Annotated in this window: 18 protein-coding genes and 2 pseudogenes; 11 read left to right on the top strand and 9 right to left on the bottom strand. The window is 32.4% G+C overall.

Going from position 1 to position 17030, the window contains the following annotated elements; translation table 11 throughout:
- Positions 1-3: 3 nt before the first annotated feature.
- On the top strand, positions 4-3645 hold the full coding sequence (locus MJQ71_RS06030) for an ABC transporter permease/M1 family aminopeptidase (RefSeq protein ID WP_238805453.1): 3642 nt from the start codon (positions 4-6) through the stop codon (positions 3643-3645).
- 70 nt (positions 3646-3715) lie between these two features.
- Here MJQ71_RS06030 and menB read toward each other — a convergent pair whose 3' ends face one another.
- Together menB and MJQ71_RS06020 are read right to left on the bottom strand one after the other, a co-directional pair.
- The gene (gene menB, locus MJQ71_RS06025; protein ID WP_238805451.1) at positions 3716-4531 is read right to left on the bottom strand and encodes a 1,4-dihydroxy-2-naphthoyl-CoA synthase; all 816 of its coding nucleotides are present in this window, start codon (positions 4529-4531) and stop codon (positions 3716-3718) included.
- A 29-nt stretch (positions 4532-4560) separates the two neighbouring features.
- Positions 4561-5022, bottom strand: a complete 462-nt coding sequence (locus MJQ71_RS06020) for a DUF2452 domain-containing protein (protein ID WP_238805449.1) — start codon at positions 5020-5022, stop codon at positions 4561-4563.
- Between the two features lie 290 nt (positions 5023-5312).
- Here MJQ71_RS06020 and MJQ71_RS06015 point away from each other — a divergent pair, with 290 nt between their 5' ends.
- The 3 genes from MJQ71_RS06015 to MJQ71_RS06005 all read left to right on the top strand — a co-directional run bounded on the left by MJQ71_RS06015 (position 5313) and on the right by MJQ71_RS06005 (position 7702).
- Positions 5313-5807 carry a QcrA and Rieske domain-containing protein gene (locus tag MJQ71_RS06015; protein WP_238805447.1) on the top strand — a complete coding sequence of 165 codons (495 nt, stop codon included), beginning with the start codon at positions 5313-5315 and terminating at the stop codon, positions 5805-5807.
- 64 nt (positions 5808-5871) lie between these two features.
- On the top strand, positions 5872-7008 hold the full coding sequence (locus MJQ71_RS06010; RefSeq protein ID WP_238805445.1) for an AMP-binding protein: 1137 nt from the start codon (positions 5872-5874) through the stop codon (positions 7006-7008).
- A complete protein-coding gene (locus MJQ71_RS06005; RefSeq protein WP_238805443.1) occupies positions 6974-7702 on the top strand; it encodes a hypothetical protein in 729 nt (242 codons plus the stop codon). The genes MJQ71_RS06010 and MJQ71_RS06005 overlap by 35 nt, the downstream gene beginning before the upstream one ends.
- A gap of 42 nt (positions 7703-7744) precedes the next feature.
- On the opposite strand, the gene MJQ71_RS06000 is transcribed toward MJQ71_RS06005, so the two are convergent.
- Positions 7745-8890 carry a methionine aminotransferase gene (locus MJQ71_RS06000; protein ID WP_238805441.1) on the bottom strand — a complete coding sequence of 382 codons (1146 nt, stop codon included), beginning with the start codon at positions 8888-8890 and terminating at the stop codon, positions 7745-7747.
- Complete coding sequence (locus tag MJQ71_RS05995; RefSeq protein WP_238805438.1) at positions 8891-9961, bottom strand: helix-turn-helix transcriptional regulator; 1071 nt, start codon at positions 9959-9961, stop codon at positions 8891-8893. It abuts the gene before it with no gap.
- A 207-nt stretch (positions 9962-10168) separates the two neighbouring features.
- Here MJQ71_RS05995 and MJQ71_RS05990 point away from each other — a divergent pair, with 207 nt between their 5' ends.
- Both MJQ71_RS05990 and MJQ71_RS05985 read left to right on the top strand, forming a co-directional pair.
- Complete coding sequence (locus tag MJQ71_RS05990; protein WP_238805435.1) at positions 10169-11590, top strand: aldehyde dehydrogenase family protein; 1422 nt, start codon at positions 10169-10171, stop codon at positions 11588-11590.
- Positions 11591-11648: 58 nt separating this feature from the next.
- Positions 11649-12752, top strand: coding sequence for an MBL fold metallo-hydrolase (locus MJQ71_RS05985; RefSeq protein ID WP_238805433.1), 1104 nt, complete (start codon positions 11649-11651; stop codon positions 12750-12752).
- Between the two features lie 81 nt (positions 12753-12833).
- Here the strand turns inward: MJQ71_RS05985 and MJQ71_RS05980 are convergent, their stop codons facing one another.
- The 3 genes from MJQ71_RS05980 to MJQ71_RS05970 form a co-directional block, all read right to left on the bottom strand.
- A complete protein-coding gene (locus tag MJQ71_RS05980) occupies positions 12834-13001 on the bottom strand; it encodes a hypothetical protein (protein WP_238805427.1) in 168 nt (55 codons plus the stop codon).
- Between the two features lie 354 nt (positions 13002-13355).
- Positions 13356-13700, bottom strand: coding sequence for a YfhO family protein (locus tag MJQ71_RS05975; protein ID WP_238805426.1), 345 nt, complete (start codon positions 13698-13700; stop codon positions 13356-13358).
- Positions 13651-14268: a YfhO family protein gene (locus MJQ71_RS05970; protein ID WP_238805425.1), complete on the bottom strand. Its 618-nt coding sequence runs from the start codon at positions 14266-14268 to the stop codon at positions 13651-13653. The genes MJQ71_RS05975 and MJQ71_RS05970 overlap by 50 nt, the downstream gene beginning before the upstream one ends.
- 119 nt (positions 14269-14387) lie before the next feature.
- On the opposite strand from MJQ71_RS05970, the pseudogene MJQ71_RS05965 reads away from it, so the two are divergent.
- The 5 genes and pseudogenes from MJQ71_RS05965 to MJQ71_RS05950 form a co-directional block, all read left to right on the top strand.
- Positions 14388-14519, top strand: a pseudogene (locus MJQ71_RS05965) (winged helix-turn-helix domain-containing protein); the annotation flags it as partial.
- On the top strand, positions 14516-14716 hold the full coding sequence (locus MJQ71_RS05960) for a hypothetical protein (RefSeq protein ID WP_238805424.1): 201 nt from the start codon (positions 14516-14518) through the stop codon (positions 14714-14716). The pseudogene MJQ71_RS05965 and the gene MJQ71_RS05960, both read left to right, overlap by 4 nt.
- Positions 14717-14826: 110 nt before the next feature.
- Positions 14827-15069 carry a hypothetical protein gene (locus tag MJQ71_RS05955; protein ID WP_238805422.1) on the top strand — a complete coding sequence of 81 codons (243 nt, stop codon included), beginning with the start codon at positions 14827-14829 and terminating at the stop codon, positions 15067-15069.
- A pseudogene (locus tag MJQ71_RS20955) lies at positions 15057-15128 on the top strand (hypothetical protein); the annotation flags it as partial. The gene MJQ71_RS05955 and the pseudogene MJQ71_RS20955, both read left to right, overlap by 13 nt.
- A gap of 45 nt (positions 15129-15173) precedes the next feature.
- Positions 15174-15872, top strand: a complete 699-nt coding sequence (locus MJQ71_RS05950) for a sensor histidine kinase (protein ID WP_238805419.1) — start codon at positions 15174-15176, stop codon at positions 15870-15872.
- A 65-nt stretch (positions 15873-15937) separates the two neighbouring features.
- On the opposite strand, the gene MJQ71_RS05945 is transcribed toward MJQ71_RS05950, so the two are convergent.
- Together MJQ71_RS05945 and MJQ71_RS05940 are read right to left on the bottom strand one after the other, a co-directional pair.
- Entirely contained in the window at positions 15938-16483 is a 546-nt protein-coding gene (locus MJQ71_RS05945; RefSeq protein ID WP_238805417.1) for a DinB family protein, read from the bottom strand.
- A gap of 79 nt (positions 16484-16562) precedes the next feature.
- Positions 16563-17027, bottom strand: a complete 465-nt coding sequence (locus MJQ71_RS05940) for a DinB family protein (RefSeq protein ID WP_238805416.1) — start codon at positions 17025-17027, stop codon at positions 16563-16565.
- Between the last annotated feature and the right edge of the window lie 3 nt (positions 17028-17030).

Genomic DNA, 17030 nt, shown 5'->3' with positions numbered 1-17030 from the left:
ACTATGTTAAAAGAAATATTAGGTTTTGAGTTTTCATACCGAAAAAATCGACCTGCGACTTATATCTATTTTGGAATTTTATTTTTGCTATGTTTTGCAGCCGTTACTTCAAAATATATTGTTATTGGGGGCGTTGCTGGTGGGCAAATCAAAGAAAATTCGCCATTTAATTTGGCTTTTATGACCATCATAATGACCTTCTTTTTTACGTTTATTTGTTCGGCAATCATGGGAGTAGCTGTTTTGCGTGATTTTGAACATAAAACAGAATCATTGATGTTTAGTACGACAATGTCGAAATTCGATTATTTATTTGGTCGATTTTTCGGTTCATATATTGTAATGGTACTAATTTATTGTTCAATTTGGATGGCATTTATGACAGGTTTTTCAATTGGGAAATATTTGCCTTGGGACCCATCTTGGATTGAAAAAACAATGTTGCCTTTCGATGCTTGGGCATATTTTCAACCGTTCTTTGTTTGGGGAATGACCAATTTATTTATTCAAGGGGCCATATTTTTTGCAGCAGGAGCATTGAGCCGTTCAACGATTGTAATTTACACACAAGGGATTATTTTATTTGTACTTTACCAAGTTTCGGATACGCTGCTGCAGGATATTGACAATAAAACACTTTCTGCAATGCTCGACCCGTTTGGAATTAGAGCTTTTAGTATTTTTACTGAATATTGGACCCCAGCTCAAAAAAACAGCCAAATTGTACCGTTAGAAGGAATTTTAGTTTGGAATCGTTTAGCTTGGTGTGGTTTTGGATTTTTGATTTTAGCAGGAACATATTTTGCATTTAGCTTTAATGTTGTTCGCAGTAGTTTATTCAAAAAGAAAGCTATTAAAGATGAAAAAGACAAAATTAACCCTGAATTAGTAAAAATTCCTGTTGTTCATCAATTCGACGGATTTGCCACTAATTTATCGCAACTTTGGAAACAAGCCATTTTTTACTTCAAAATGGTTATTCGAGAAGTGCCATTTATCGCTATTATTTTCGTTGGCTTAATTGATTTAATTGTCAGTTCATTTTATTTCCAAAAAATGTATGGCACAAGTTCTTATCCAATTACTGCTAATGTATTAGGGTTACTCAATGGATTTGATATGTACTTTCTGATAATTGCTGTTTTTTATTCTGGCGAATTAATTTGGAAAGAACGCGTTACAAATATGCACTTAATTGTTGATGCAACTCCTGTGCCTGATTGGGTAAACTTGTTGGCAAAGTTTATCGGAATGTTGTTAGTTTATATCGGTTTATTGCTGATTCTGATTTTTTCTGGTGTTTTGGTACAAGCAGCACATGGCTATTTCAACTTTGAATTATCGCTTTATTTCAAGACACTTTTTACAAGCACATTAGCATTTTTGGTGCTTTATACGTTGCTTTCATTTTTTGTTCAAGTGATGGCAAATAATAAATTTATTGGTTTTGCGATGATGTTTGTCTTCTTTTTGACTACTTTTTTTCTTGGTGCAGCAGGAATTCAGCATCCTTTAATGATGTTTGGAAGTGGAAGTTTAAGAGATTATTCGGACATGAATAAATATGGACATTTTATAACATCATTTTCGTGGTTAAAAATTTATTGGTTAATGTTCGTCGTTTTCTTATTTGTAGTTTCAGTAATTTTATCTGTAAGAGGTTCAGATGCATTACTAAAAACTCGTTTGAAAGTTGGAAAACTTCGTTTAACTCGTCCAATTTTGAGTTTCGGTATTTTTTCATTTTTGGCTTTTGTTGGTGCAGGAAGTTATGTTTTTTATAATACCAATAAAGTAAATAAATATGAGTCTCGTGAACTACGTGAAGAAAAACAAGTTGATTACGAAAAGACGCTTAAAAAGTTTGAAAATATTCCTCAACCAAAAATTATTGATGTAAATCTAAACGTTGAAATTTATCCAACTGACAGAGATTTTACTGCTGAAGGGTATTTTTGGTTAAAAAATAAAACAACCCAACCAATTGCCAATATTCATATTCAAAATGATGTTCAGCACAATATGAAGTTGGATTATCTTAAATTTGACGGAGGAGCAACAGCCAACAATGCGTATAAAAAATATGGTTATACAATTTATACATTATCGAAACCGCTAGCTCCAAATGATTCAGTAAAAATGTCTTTCAAAACTAAATTTGAGACCAAAGGTTTTGTTGCAGGACAATCAAATACTGACGTTGTTTATAATGGAACATTCTTCAACAATCTTTATTTTCCAACAATTGGATATAATAGCGGCTACGAAATTGGCGATGATGATACACGTCGAAAACATAAATTGAAAGAAAAAGAACGAATGATGGAGCAAAATGACCCAATTGGCTTGTCGCAAAGCCTGTTTGGAGATGATGCTGATTACATTCGTTTTGAAATGAAAATTGGTACTGAAAAAGACCAAACCGCTATTGCTCCAGGTTATTTGCAAAAAACTTGGGAAGCAGGTAATCGCAAGTATTTTCATTACAAAATGGATGTACCTATGTGTAATTTTTACTCGATTGTTTCGGCAAAATATGAAGTTAAAAAAGACAAATGGATTGGTGTAGTTGGTGGCCCAATAAATTTAGAAATTTATTATAATAAAGGTCACGAATATAATTTGGATAAAATGATGTCATCAATGAAGTCATCATTTGATTATTTCTCCAAAAATTTTACACCGTATCAATATCGACAGATGAGAATTATGGAGTTTCCAAAATATTCGGAGTTTGCCCAGTCATTTGCTAATACTGTTCCATTTTCTGAAGGAATTGGTTTTATTCAAAAAATTGCTGACCCAGAAGAAGATTTGGATATGCCATTTTATGTGACTGCTCACGAACTTGGACATCAATGGTGGGGGCATCAAGTTGCAGAAGCAAATGTAAAAGGAAATGCAATGCTTTCGGAAACGCAAGCTCAATATTCGGCACTGATGGTAATGAAACATGCTGTTACACCTGAATTGATGCAAAAATTCCTGAAATATGAATTAAATTCTTATTTACATGGGCGTTCAAGTGAGCGTAAAAAAGAACAACCTCTCAATGCTGTTGAAAGCCAAGGGTATATTCATTACCGTAAAGGCTCGGTTGTAATGTATGCTTTGCAAGATTATATTGGTGAAGAAAAAGTAAATTTAGCACTTCGTAATTTCTTGGCAGACTGGCAATATCCAGGGCCAGATTCAAAAAATAAGCGTTACCCAACAAGTAATGATTTACTCAAATATTTCAAAGCTCAAACACCAGATTCATTGAAACACATCATTACAGATATGTTTGAAACAATTACATTATTTGAAAATAAAACTGAAAATGTTTTTTACAAACAGCTAAAAGACAAAACTTATGAAGTCACCATAAGCACTAAAAGTGAGAAGTTTAGAGCTGATAGTTCGGGCAACGAAAAATCGATTGCCATTAATGATTGGATTGATGTAGGAATTTATGGGAAAAATGCAAAAGGAGAAGACAAATTGCTCTATTTACAAAAAAAGAATATTACTAAAAAAGATAATACTTTTAAGATTATTGTAAAAGAAGAGCCTAAAAAAGCAGGAATCGACCCAATAAATAAGCTAATCGACCGTCATTCGGAAGATAATACAAAACCAGCGACTAAAGCTGAGGGAGTTTAATTTTATTTTCAAGTTAAAAAAAAAGTTTGAAGTACTTAAACTTCAAACTTTTTTTTTAACTAAATATTTATCAAGGAAATTTTGGAAACTTACTAAAATCGGGCTTACGTTTTTCTAAAAATGAGTTGAAACCTTCTTTTGCTTCGTCTGTTAAATAATAAAGCAAAGTTGCGTTTCCTGCCAATTCTTGAATTCCAGCTTGTCCGTCAAGTTCTGCATTGAATGAAGATTTCAACATTCTTATTGATAAAGGTGACATTTGCTGCACTTTTTGACACCAAGCAACGGTTGCTTCTTCCAACTTTTCTAAAGGAACAACTTTGTTGACAAGTCCCATTTGAAGAGCTTCTTGAGCATCGTATTGCTCGCACAAAAACCAAATTTCACGGGCTTTTTTCTGTCCAACAATTCTAGCTAAATAACTTGCTCCAAAACCACCATCAAAACTTCCAACTTTTGGGCCTGTTTGACCAAATTTTGCATTTTCAGCGGCAATTGTCATGTCACAAACAACATGCAAAACATGCCCTCCACCAATGGCATATCCTGCAACAGCAGCGATGACAACTTTCGGAATCGACCGAATCATTTTTTGTAAATCCAATACATTTAATCTTGGAACGTGGTCTTCTCCAATGTAGCCGCCATGTCCACGAACCGATTGGTCGCCACCACTACAAAAAGCTTTTCCGCCTTCTCCAGTTAAAATAATGACTTCAATTGCAGATTCTTCTCTGCAATAGTGCATTGCATCAATCAATTCTTTTACCGTTTGTGGGCGAAAAGCGTTGTGTTTTTCTGGTCGATTGATGCTTATTTTTGCAATACCTTCATAAAAACTAAATTTTATGTCTTCGTATTCCTTAATTGTAGTCCAATTATACATTGTTTATCAATTATTATTTATCAATTATTTTAATCCAAATCTATTGTATCGGTTCGGTCATCTTCTTGAAAAAATTCAACTTTCCAAGTATGGTCTGCAAGTAAAAATACTTTTGCAAGAAACTGATTAAATGGAAATTTGCGTCCCCATTCAGTTGGAGCAACCATTGATAAAATATCCGAACCATCTTTTTTCTCATACAAATAATAAATATGACCGATAATTGGTTCAAAACCCATCACAGCATCATATATTCTTTCTGAAATTTCGACCCGATTTTTTACTTCTTTGGCTTGTTGAGCCAACAACTCCATTTGACGGTAAATTTTGCTAATTTGTTCATGAGTTTGTTGACGCATCGCTAATTGTGCTTTGCCTTTCACTTTACCCATATCTTCTGGCCGAATTATTGCACCGCCCGAAGTGTGAGCGTATTCCAATAATCCTGGGTTTTCAGCAACTTTTATTTTATCAATAGGATTCTTTTCCATATACAAATTTATTTTGAAATTCTTTAATAAAGACTATTATTGCCCAATTAAAATATAAATTAATGTTATTTAATGTATTTGTTTTAAGATAAAAAATCTATTTTTGTTTTATATGATAGATAAATAAACTAATACTTTTTTGTTTTTTGTAAATAAACTCTAAATTATTGCACAATAATAGATATTTTGATTTTTATTATCAACCATTTTTGCCTTGTTTTTGTTTATTTATTTTGATATTTTTGAAAACTAAAATTTAGACATAACGTTTTAAAATAAAACTATTTTCCATGAAAGAAATTTTGACCAATGAAGTAAAATTGAATAATCAAGACGTAAACACGATTGACCGTAAAGAATTTATGCGTCAAGTAGGTATTGGTTTTGGTGCGATTATGTTGATGAATTGTCTTCAATCATGCGGCGTTGGTGGCGAAATTCCAGACCCTAATCCAACTACCAATACAAAATTAGATTTTACAATCGACCTAAAAACCAACGATTACAGTGGCTTAAAAACCAAAGGTGCTTTTGCAGTTGTAAAAGGCCAAAATGTAATTGTGGCTCACACAAATAATGATACTTGGATTGCAGTTTCGTCGAAATGTACACATGAGCAAACCACCATCAATTATCGTGCAAGTAGCAATGATTTTCTTTGCCCAAATCACGGTTCTGAATTTACATTCATAGGAAATGTACAAAAAGGTCCTGCAACCTCGCCATTGTCTAGATACAACACATCTTATGATGCAACTAATAATACTTTAAGAGTTTTTGCTTAAATTTGTAGGCAATTACATCAATCAAGCCCTTCTCATCGTTAGGAAGGGTTTTTTATTTTATAACATGGTTTTTTTAGAAAGAGACGGCACTTATATCAATACTTCGCCTGAAAACGACTATTACAAAAAAGTATTGATGTTTAAAAAAGTATGGGATTCTGGACAAGAAACGTTTGAAATTCAAACATCTGGCTCTACTGGAATGCCAAAAAAAATAATTCTTCACCGAAAACAAATGTTGGCATCTGTCAAAATGACTGCCAAAGCTTTTGATTTACAAGAAGGCGATACCGCATTTTGCTGCTTAAATATTGATTATATTGCAGGGATGATGATGCTTGTCAGAGCTTTTGAAATTGGAATGGATTTGGTTGTAGTAGAACCAGCCTCAAATCCTTTTTTAGGAATTGAAAAGCACCTTTATTTGCTCAATGCCAATCGAGGACGTAATTTTTTTGCATTTGTACCGCTGCAAATTCAAACTATTTTGGAATCTGAACCAATTTTTGCCGAAATCCTAAATTCTGCAAAAGCAATTATTATTGGCGGAGCTTCTGTTAATGAAACAATTATTGAGAAAATTCAAAAAATATACCGCCCTGTTTATGTGACTTACGGTATGACAGAAACCATTACTCATATTGCTATTAAAAGGATCAATGGAGCAGCAAAAGATGATTTTTTTAACACACTCGAAGGCGTTGATATAAAATTGAATGATAGTAATTGTTTGATGATTAAATCAAAAACCACTGATAACCAATGGATTGAGACGAACGACGTTGCCGAAATTGTGAATGGAAGTAGTTTTGTATTACACGGACGAATCGATAATGTAATCAATAGTGGTGGTGTAAAAATTCAACTTGAAAAGATAGAAAAAACTGCGGAAACAATTCTTAGAAAGCTAGATTCTGAAAAAAAACGCCTAAATGGTCGATTTTTTGTGTTTAGTTTGCCCGATGAAAAATTGGGCGAAAGATTAATTTTTGTGCTTGAAAAAAGTATTTCTACAGAGCTTCCTAGTAATGAAGAAGCGATTAAGATTGATATTCTACTCGCTTTCAAAGAAATTTTACCTAAATTTGAAGTCCCGAAAGAAGTTTTTTTTGTTGAAAAACTATTGGAAACTCCAACAGGAAAAATAGATAAAATAAAAACGATAAATGCCTACGTTCTCCCTCAAATATCAAACGGCTGAAAATATGCCAGCACCTTATGCTCATGCAATCGAAATTAATGGTGTAATTGAACAAAACAAAGATTTAGAATTAAATTTTGAACTGACTTATCTCGACCGTGAGGAATTTACTGAAGAAGAACTTTTAGAAGAAGGGTTTTCTTTAAATGACAATTTTTCTTGGAAAGGAACACTTCCTAAAATTTGGTCAGATGTAGTTTTTGGGAATTTAAAATCTGCTAATGAGTTATTTATCAAAACTTTAGAGCCACATCTAGATTTTTGGCAAGTTGACTTTGAAGGAAAAACATTTTATCCAAAAAATACTGATGGGTTTAAATATTTGATTGAAGAATTGCAGCAAGCAGTCTACGAAATTGCTGGAAAGGAAGCTATTTTAAAATTGACTTATTTGAAGAATCAATCTGGCGAAAATGTTGAAGTAGAAATAATGGCTTCGTTTGTTGAACGAAAACTAAAATTTACTCGAATCAATCTCAGCGATTCTGCTTCTGAAACAAAAATTTTACCTTGGGATGAATTAAATTTTATTCTTAAAAACACATTTTCTGGTGAATTTGAAGCAGATTTTGCTCTTAGCAAAAAACCTTCTCACAAAGGATTGTTCCTAAATGCAGGAGATGAACTCTGGTATGAAGTTGGCAAATCTTTGTTGATTCAACCAAATAAAATATTGAAAATTGTTAAATTATGATAAATCAACCTGTAAGGTAACGAGAGCCTTACAGGTTATATTTTATAATTTGCATAGCCTTTCTGCTGCTTTTTCGAGCATTTCATCATCTTTTGCAAAGCAAAAACGTAGAATTTTGTTGTCAATTTTATCAGCATAAAAAACTGAAATTGGAATAGACGCAACACCAATTTCTTTTGTCCATCTAACCGCCAAGTCATAATCAGGTTCATCAGTGATATTTTTATAGGAAACCATTTGGAAGAAACTTCCTTCCGCAGGTGTTAATGTAAACCTCGAACCCCTTAACCAATGAATAAATTTATCTCGTTTTTCTTGGTAAAATTGCGTTACTGATAAATAATTATCAGGCTCCTTCAAAAAATCTGCAAAAGCATATTGAAATGGTGTTGGACAAGAAAATGTAATCCATTGGTGAGCTTTCCTAAATTCTGCTGAAAGTTCTTTGGGTGCAAGGCAATAACCTAATTTCCAGCCAGTTGTATGAAAAGTTTTACCGAATGAGCCACAAACAAATGTTCTTTCTTTCAAGTCTGCGTGCATAGCTGGAGAAATATGTTTGCGTCCATCAAAAATAATATGTTCATAAACTTCGTCAGAAATAACAAAAATATTGGTGTTTTTTACCAATGCTGCCAATGAATCCACATCACTTTGTGTCAAGCATTTTCCAGTCGGATTATGTGGCGTAGTAAGCAAAATAGCTTTCGTTTTGTTAGTAATTTTCGATTGAACCTCCTGCCAGTTAATCGCAAAATCATTTTCCGATGAAAGAGTTACATAAACGGCTTTTCCACCATTCAATTCGATTGCTGGTACATACGAATCGTAAGCAGGTTCAAACACAATAACTTCATCATCCTTATGTAAAATGGCCGTCATTGTGACGTAAAGAGCTTCTGTACAACCCGAAACGATTGTTATTTCATCGTTTGGATTGTAGGTCATTCCGTATAAATCAAATGTTTTTTGAGCTAAAATCTCACGAATAGGCATTATTCCAGCCATTGGTGCATACTGATTCATGCCCATTTTCATATAATGATTAACCAATTCAATGAGTTTTGGCGAACAATTATAATTTGGAAAGCCTTGAGAAAGGTTTAAAGCACCAGTTTCGGCCGCTAATTGCGACATCACAGTAAAAATTGTTGTACCGATGTTGGGTTGTTTGGAACTGATTTGCATTTATTTTTTTATTCGTTCTAATTCAAATTTCATTTCATCTACCAAATTTCCAAGTTTGTTATAAGGAGTATTTGGTTCTGGTAAAGTGTGGCTTACAAATGCTTTTATTTCCCAAGTTTCAATAACATCTGTGAACGAAATTTCTAAACTTGGAAACCGATTATTGTCAGTGCTTAGTAGGAGAGTACCTTTTATTTTTATTTGATTATAAACTCTTCGGTAAATGATTCCATGAGATTTAGTAACCAAAACATAATTTTTGCTATCTATAATATCGTGCCATTGACGAACGAGTGAACCAATTAGTAATGCACCTTCAAAGGTAAAATCTTCGCCCGCTTCAAAAGCTCTGTATTCGCCTGCTGGAAGCGTAGGAAGATTGAATAATGAAAGTGTTTTTAAAAAATGAAAGTCATTACTTCTAACCAAATAATCATTAAATTGATGTCTTCTGACAAGTTGAATGTTTTGACTAATGTCTTGATTATTAGTGCTTTGTGCTGGTGGATATGTTGGATTTTGATTTTGTGGTATATATCGTTCTCGTTCAAAACTTGGTTTTAAAGTAACACTTTGTGATACCCTTTCGGCCTGACGAGGGTCAAAATTTCGGTCGTTATTGTTTGGATTATCGCCAAGAAACTTTTTCATCAAATCTCCAATTGATGGAGCGGAATCAATCGGTTCATTTTGATATTTTGTTTGTCCGAATGGAGGTTCATTAAAATCATTCAGGTTTTTTAAATTATTGATTGGCGTATCAAACGGGTCAATCTCTTTTGAAGTAAAGGTTTCTTCAACTTGGTCTTGTTCGTAAATGGGTTTGGGTTCAAAACCAAAAGTCAAATCTGGCGTTTCTCTTAATTTGCGAATGTCTTTTTTTACAAAATCATCTACCGTAATGCCAAAAGTATTGGCAATAATTTTGAGTGTATCTACTGGTGGAATCGCTCTTGATTCTTCGTAAGCACCTACATTGGCTCTTTTTGTGCCAATTCGGCGAGCAAATTGTTCTTGAGTCAAACCATTAATTCGACGCAAATATTTAAGGTTATTACTGATGAGTGACATTTTTTAATCTTTTATAAATATGGAAAGCAATTATAATTGCTGTATTGATACTTGGTGAAATCAGTCGTTCGACTATTCAGTTGCCGAAGTTATTCCCGAATATCTAAAATTTTTAGCAATTTGCAAAATCTATCGTTTTATTAAAAATAATTCATTGAATTATACAATTATTTATTGATTTTTGTTTATTAAACTATAACCAAATAAATGATGACTTCCGAAATAACAAATGATGTTGAGTTGCAGGTTAAAAAGCTCTTTGATTTGCAAAAACAAAATGCTTTTAATATCGCTAAAACCAATGCCAAAGAACGCATTACAAAAATCAAAAAAGTAATGAATTGGGTGTTGGAGAATGAAAAAAGAATTGCAGATGCACTTTTTGCTGACCATAAAAAACATCCTGCAGAAGTAAAAATTAGTGAAATTATGCCGATTGTAGGTGAAGCAAAATATATTATCAAACATTTGGCCCAGTGGATGCGTCCTGAAGATATTGAAACGCCGCTCAAAATGATTGGTACAATTAGTAAAGTTATTCATGAAGCCAAAGGAAATTGTTTAATTATTAGTCCATGGAATTATCCTTTCAATTTGGCAATTAAACCACTTTTGCAAGCAATTTCGGCAGGAAATGTAGTTATTTTAAAGCCTTCAGAAGTTGTTCCGCACGCATCCAAGTTAATCTCTGAAATGATTGCTGAATTATTTGAAGAAAATGAAATTGCGGTGGTTGAAGGCGATGCTGATGTTTCGACTGAATTATTAAAATTAAAGTTTAGTCATATTTTCTTTACAGGAAGCCCAGCAATTGGTAAAGTTGTGATGGCAGCAGCAGCCAAAAACTTAACTTCAATTACCCTAGAATTAGGCGGAAAATCACCTACCATTATTGATGAAACTGCCAATATCAAAGCTGCTGCTCAAGCAATTACAGCCATGAAATTTTTGAATAATGGTCAAACTTGTATCGCTCCAGATTATATTTATATTCATGAATCCAAAACAGCAGATTTTATTAATGAAGCCAATCAGTATTTGTCAAAAATGTATGGAAATGATGTGCTCCAAAACCCTGATTATTGTCGAGTCGTAAATAATCGTCATTATGGAAGGGTGAAAAGTTATTTGGACGATGCAGTTTCAAAAGGAGCAAAAGTAGTTGGTGGAGGTCACACAAATGACGAAGAAAACTATATTGAGCCAACGATTCTGAAAGATGTTAATGATGAAATGAAAGTTATGCAAGAAGAAATTTTTGGCCCAATTTTACCAATCTTAGAATTTTCTGATACTGAAGAAGTAATTGATTATGTAAATAAAGGCGAAAAACCATTAGCGTTGTATATTTTTAGTAAAAAACGAAGTAACATCAATTATTTATTGCAAAACACTTCGGCAGGAGCGTCTGTCATCAACGAAACCACGATACATTATTTACAAGATAATTTACCTTTTGGTGGTGTTAATAATTCGGGTATTGGCAAATCTTTTGGGAAATATGGTTTTGAGGAGTTTTCAAACAAAAGGGCAATCGTTGAGAACAAATTTGCTCAATTTAGTTTATTTCATCCGCCATATACCAACCGAGTTATGAAAATGCTTGATATAGTTATTAAGTGGTTTTAATCTGAAATCGGAACTAAATTATCTGAAAGCGTAGTTAATGCTTTGTGAAACATTAATTATGAAAATTTTAAAGAAAATGATGATTGGGGTTCTTGGTATATTATTGGTTTTGTTAGTAGTAAGTTTTTTGTTCATGCAAAAGGCAGTTTTTGGCAAAAATCCATCAGGAACTCGATTAGAGCGGATTATGAAGTCGCCCAATTATAGAGATGGAGCATTTCAAAACTTGTCGCATACTTCGGTAATGGCAGAAGATGGAAGTTATTGGAAAATGCTGAAAGATTATTTCAATAAACCTGAATTTGTCATTCCACCGAAAGAATTGCCATCTATTAAAACAGATTTGAAGGCATTGAATGCTGAAAAACCAACCATTGTTTGGTTTGGGCATTCGTCGTATTTCATCAAATCGAAAGATATTAATATTCTGATTGACCCTGTTTTTAGTGGTTCTGCGTCTCCAATAAGTGTATTTGTACAAGCATTTAAAGGAGCTGATGTTTATGAAGTAGAAGATTTTCCTGAAATTGATATCTTGTTCCTTTCACATGACCATTATGACCATCTTGACTATGAAACTATTTTAAAATTGATTCCGAAAGTTAAGAAGTTTTATACTTCCTTGGGAGTTGGAGCTCATTTGGAACATTGGGGAGTTAGTCCATACAAAATTGTTGAATTTGATTGGTGGGAAACTACAAAAATTTCAGACGATATACTGATTACTGCAACGCCAGCGAGGCATTTTTCAGGTCGTGGTTTTGTAAGAGCAAAATCGTTGTGGTCATCATTTGTTTTAAGTATTCATGGCTACAAATTATTCTTGGGTGGAGATTCAGGTTACGATTCACATTTCGAGGAAATTGGCAATAAATATGGCCCTTTTGACATAGCAATGCTTGAAAACGGTCAATATAATTTATTATGGCATGAAATTCATACTTTGCCAGAAGAGACATTTATGGCGGCAAAATATTTAAAAACAAAGGTTTTGATGCCAGTTCATTGGGCTAAATTTCCTTTAGCAAACCATGAATGGAATGAACCAATTAAGCGATTAAAAGCGGCAGCAAATGCTGAAATAATATTAACAACGCCGATGATAGGTGAGCCAGTTGTGATTGATAGCTTATATCCTGATAAAGTTTGGTGGGAATTTTAGGATTTAGGTGCTTTTATTGTTAATTATGTCATCCTTAGTAATTTTCAATAAAATTTAACACCTAAATCCTAAACTAAAATTTTAAAATGAACCGAAAGGTTCAGAGAAGCGAGCTATTGTTGTCAAAGCCTCATTTATCCATTGTTTCATAATTTCCTCCTTTTTTTTCGTTATTGGAAAAACACTACTTAAATCGTCGGCACCAAAATCGTACCAATTGTTTTTGTCGAACTTTAAGTATAAATTCATAATCGTAACTGTTTAATTTACAGACACTTATGTTTGCTTTCTTACTTGAAGAATATACTGCAAAGTTCGGTATTTTCCTAATACTTCAAAATGTGTTCTTAGAATAGTACAAGTACTGGGTTGTATTGTTCAACAATTCTTAGAATAATACCGTAAGTTCTTTTAAATATTTTATGAATTTTAACTTATTATTTAGTGATTTTGACAAAATATTAACTTAATCATCCAAAAACAAGCTAACATAAATTATCATCATTATTGTACAATTTTTTTAGAAATCGATTGTGCCATCCTTTTATTTCTGGAACTCAAACACCAATAAGAAAAATAAAGTAAAAGTGTTATTATTGAAATCTAAATTCCCCAAATTAAATAGGGCGTTTCATAAACAAGATTTACATTATTAATTCCAGTCTCTAATAATATTCCAGTAAGGCCAATATCAATTTTTAATATTTCCATTTTTCTTCCATTTATCGTGGCACTCCAACCCCTATCATAAGGAATCGAGAAAAAAAGGATTTTGGGTTTCAGAAGCTTAATTTGTCCAGATACTTGATTATCAAGAACTTTTAAATTTTGCAGACTTTCTTTTCGTAGTTCATTTGTTACTTTTTGTGTAAACTGAACATCAAAAACCGCACTATTTTCAATACTTTTTATTTGATTTAATCCTTTCAGTTTTTTGTGCTGTGACACTATCTACAACAACAGCTTTCAGTAAAATTTTACGTTTTTGTTGTGTTGATAAAATATCAAAATTATTTTCGGTGATAAAATTATCAAAGGTAACTCCCAACGGTAAAGCATATTTTACCTTTAGTACCTTTACATCTTGAAAATTTGCTAACGAATCTAGCTCTAAACCTTTAAAATTTTCTTTTATATTGGGTAATTTCGTTAGGTAATACTTTATCGAACAGTGTCTTTGTAAGTACGGAGCATACATTAAACCTTCGAGCCATCTTGACTTGAATTCTTCATTTTTGTCTAAAAGTCCAACTTCTTTTAAGAAATTAACATAATAAACTTGATTGAATGAATGATATGAACGAGAGCCGTAATAACCTTGTATATGTGCGTCATTAAAACTAGAATGGTCAGAAATGCCTGATGAGTAGTTCTTTTCGAAACGATAGAAATCCTTGTCGATACTTTTTAAGTAAGAAATTGCTTCTTTGGTTGCATCATTATAGCCTCCAATTTTGATTTCTTTTATTTCAACAATTTTACGCTCATAAATACAATTACCTGTAATAGTAATCATTTCAACGACTACAATGAGCAGTAATTAATTTAGTGAAATATATTTTATTTTATCTTGAGCTACACCAAATAACAAGATACTTTCTAAAAATAAAAATATAGTAACATTCTGAAATAGATTTTTCGTCTAATACCAATGTAGTAGAAGTTTATATTACTTTATTAAGAAAGAAAATTGATAAAGATTTTGAAATTAAACTTCTTCATAATGTTTATGGTATGGGTTATGTAATTAAGACCGATATTTTATGAAAATAAGACAAAAACTAAATATCCAGTTTGTATTGTTGGTTCCGACTATTGTTTTGACAACTTTTATTGGCATTTATTATATTTATCAATCGTATGTTTCACATCGGTTTTTTACCAGACTTCGTTCAAAAGCGATTACTACAGCAGAACTTTTAAGTGGAAACAATGAAATTGATGTCTCATTACACGTAAAATAAATGAGTCGAATCGTGACTTATTGTTTAAAGAAAATATTGTTATTTTCGATAGCCTCAATCACGAAATTTACCGTAGTAGAGACACTTTAGCGTTTAAGATTAAAAATGAGATGTTTGTTAGAAATGGAACTGTTACCGAATTTAAAGATAATGATTTTGAAATAATCGTGGTTAACTATACTTCATCTAAACGAAATATGTTAATTATTGCTGCAGCAGTTGATTTGTTTGGAAATGATACTTTAAATAATCTTAGACAAGTGATGCTTTTGCTTTATATAATACTGGTTTTTGCGGTTGGTGTTACAGTTGGTTTTTTGCAGGTAGAGCTTTACAGCCCATTTCTGATGTAATTAGTCAAGTAAACAACATTTATCCGCACGATTTTAATAAACGTCTTAAAGTACGAACTGAAGAAGACGAAATATGCGTACTTACTATTACATTTAATCAATTATTGAATAGAACCGAAGAAGCTTTCAAGCAGCAACGTTTTTTTATTTCCAATGTAAGCCATGAACTAAAAAAAACTTTATCAAAGATTATTTCTCAACTTGAAGTTGTGCTATTGAAAGACAGAAATATAGACGACTACAAAAAGACACTAAGTTCGGTTTTAGAAGATATTCAAAATCTAAGCAAACTTTCGCAAACGCTTCTGGAATTATCAAGATTAACAGAAGAAAACCATTCGTTTTTGTTAAGTTCGATAAGACTTGACGAATTACTTTGGGAAACTAAAGATTTTTTGAAAAAAAATAACCCAGACTATAATGTTGCTGTGAGTTTTGAGAATATAAGCGATGCAGAAATTGAATTTAGTATTTTAGGGAATCCGTATCTTCTAAAAATTGCCTTGTTTAATTTGCTAGAAAACGGTTGTAAGAATACAACTAATGTGAAAATAAGATTAGACAAAAATACAATTATCATCGATTTTACTAATATTAGTCACGGGATAAATGAAAATGAATCTATTTTAATTTTTCAGCCATTTTTTCGTTCAAATAATACCGCAACAGTCAAAGGATACGGAATTGGACTTTCTTTAGTCGAGAAAATTGCAATTTTACACGGAGGTGAAATTAAATTAATTTCAAATAAAGCCGATTGTACGACCTTTTCGCTTTCGTTTCCAATTTTAAATGTTGTTTAAAGTTTATAATTAAAAAAGGCTGGAAGAAACTAATTCTTCCAGCCTTTTTTGAAAATTTATGAATATCAATATTCGTCTTCAAAATAACTCGTTGTTCTTAAATCATCATCGTCATCAAATTTACTAGCTTTGGGTGCTGATTTTTTCAAAATAGCTATTTGGCCATTGTGATAAAGGTCATGGTGAATAATACCATGAAGTAATGTATAGAAATCATATTCAGCTCCTGGCACTATTTCTACCAAAAAGCTATCGTCTTTGTCGTCCAAAGCACTCATCAACTCATCATGGCTTAATGTAAGTTCCATTTGAAGTGTTTCCCACTCAAATTCGTCAATTTCTTTGAGGTTTCCCCAGTTTTGTTTTTCAGTTTTGATGACGAACTCAATATCACCTTGAATTTTTTTCAAAGCAAATATTCTCCAAGTTGTGATGTGGTACACCAATTCTGCAATCGTATGAATATTTTTTTGACGATTTCCAGCCGTTTTTGGTTTAATATCTTTTACATTTTCTAAAACCGATGGTCCATGCCAAGCTCCTCCATGAAAAGTGGCGTTCAATAATATCTTAATTCGGTCTAGTTCTGTTGTTTGCAATTCTTCTTCCATACAAGAGAGGTAATTTTTAAATTCTGTGACGTACAAAAATTGGTTTTAATAGTAATAAAATAACTACGATATTTTATTACTATTCCCACAATACCCAAATCATGCCAAGATGATAAGTATCATGCTGAATTAATCCAGTAAGGAGTTTATAATAATCATAATCTTGCCCAGGCACAAGTCTTGAAAGTAAACTATCATCAAATTCGGCTAATTTACTAATCAAGTTTTCCTGAGCTATTTTTAAATTATTGACCAAGTTATGCCAATTGGCCTTTGTGATTTCTTCTTCAGTACCATAATTGTCTTGTTCTTCAACCAAATCATATCTAATATTATCATTTAGTTTTTCATAGACAAATTTCCGCCAAGCTGCCAAATGAAAAACAATTTGACAAATGGTATGCTTAGAAAAGTTTTTTTGGACATCAACTATGTCTAAGGGCATTGAATTTAGAAATTCCATGACGGATGGCCCATGCCAAGCATCACCCCTAAAAACTGTTTCGATATTGTCAATTATTTTGTCTAGTTCTTTGTTACTCATGAT

Origin of the sequence: Emticicia aquatica, from assembly GCF_923079645.1 — a bacterium.
GTDB lineage: Bacteria > Bacteroidota > Bacteroidia > Cytophagales > Spirosomataceae > Emticicia > Emticicia aquatica.
Note: the sequence above shows the minus strand (reverse complement) of the source record. Positions and strands in the feature narration are given on the sequence as shown.

Excerpts from the sequence above, each read along its gene's own strand:
- MJQ71_RS06000 (WP_238805441.1), bottom strand. The coding sequence starts at position 8,890 with ATGCAAATCAGTTCCAAACAACCCAACATCGGTACAACAATTTTTACT.
- MJQ71_RS06030 (WP_238805453.1), top strand. The coding sequence starts at position 4 with ATGTTAAAAGAAATATTAGGTTTTGAGTTTTCATACCGAAAAAATCGA.
- MJQ71_RS05940 (WP_238805416.1), bottom strand. The coding sequence starts at position 17,027 with ATGAGTAACAAAGAACTAGACAAAATAATTGACAATATCGAAACAGTT.
- MJQ71_RS05955 (WP_238805422.1), top strand. The coding sequence starts at position 14,827 with ATGTTTGTTAGAAATGGAACTGTTACCGAATTTAAAGATAATGATTTT.
- MJQ71_RS05960 (WP_238805424.1), top strand. The coding sequence starts at position 14,516 with ATGAAAATAAGACAAAAACTAAATATCCAGTTTGTATTGTTGGTTCCG.
- MJQ71_RS05985 (WP_238805433.1), top strand. The coding sequence starts at position 11,649 with ATGAAAATTTTAAAGAAAATGATGATTGGGGTTCTTGGTATATTATTG.
- MJQ71_RS05990 (WP_238805435.1), top strand. The coding sequence starts at position 10,169 with ATGATGACTTCCGAAATAACAAATGATGTTGAGTTGCAGGTTAAAAAG.
- MJQ71_RS05980 (WP_238805427.1), bottom strand. The coding sequence starts at position 13,001 with ATGAATTTATACTTAAAGTTCGACAAAAACAATTGGTACGATTTTGGT.
- menB (WP_238805451.1), bottom strand. The coding sequence starts at position 4,531 with ATGTATAATTGGACTACAATTAAGGAATACGAAGACATAAAATTTAGT.
- MJQ71_RS05945 (WP_238805417.1), bottom strand. The coding sequence starts at position 16,483 with ATGGAAGAAGAATTGCAAACAACAGAACTAGACCGAATTAAGATATTA.
- MJQ71_RS05995 (WP_238805438.1), bottom strand. The coding sequence starts at position 9,961 with ATGTCACTCATCAGTAATAACCTTAAATATTTGCGTCGAATTAATGGT.
- MJQ71_RS06015 (WP_238805447.1), top strand. The coding sequence starts at position 5,313 with ATGAAAGAAATTTTGACCAATGAAGTAAAATTGAATAATCAAGACGTA.
- MJQ71_RS06005 (WP_238805443.1), top strand. The coding sequence starts at position 6,974 with ATGCCTACGTTCTCCCTCAAATATCAAACGGCTGAAAATATGCCAGCA.
- MJQ71_RS05970 (WP_238805425.1), bottom strand. The coding sequence starts at position 14,268 with ATGATTACTATTACAGGTAATTGTATTTATGAGCGTAAAATTGTTGAA.
- MJQ71_RS06020 (WP_238805449.1), bottom strand. The coding sequence starts at position 5,022 with ATGGAAAAGAATCCTATTGATAAAATAAAAGTTGCTGAAAACCCAGGA.
- MJQ71_RS06010 (WP_238805445.1), top strand. The coding sequence starts at position 5,872 with ATGGTTTTTTTAGAAAGAGACGGCACTTATATCAATACTTCGCCTGAA.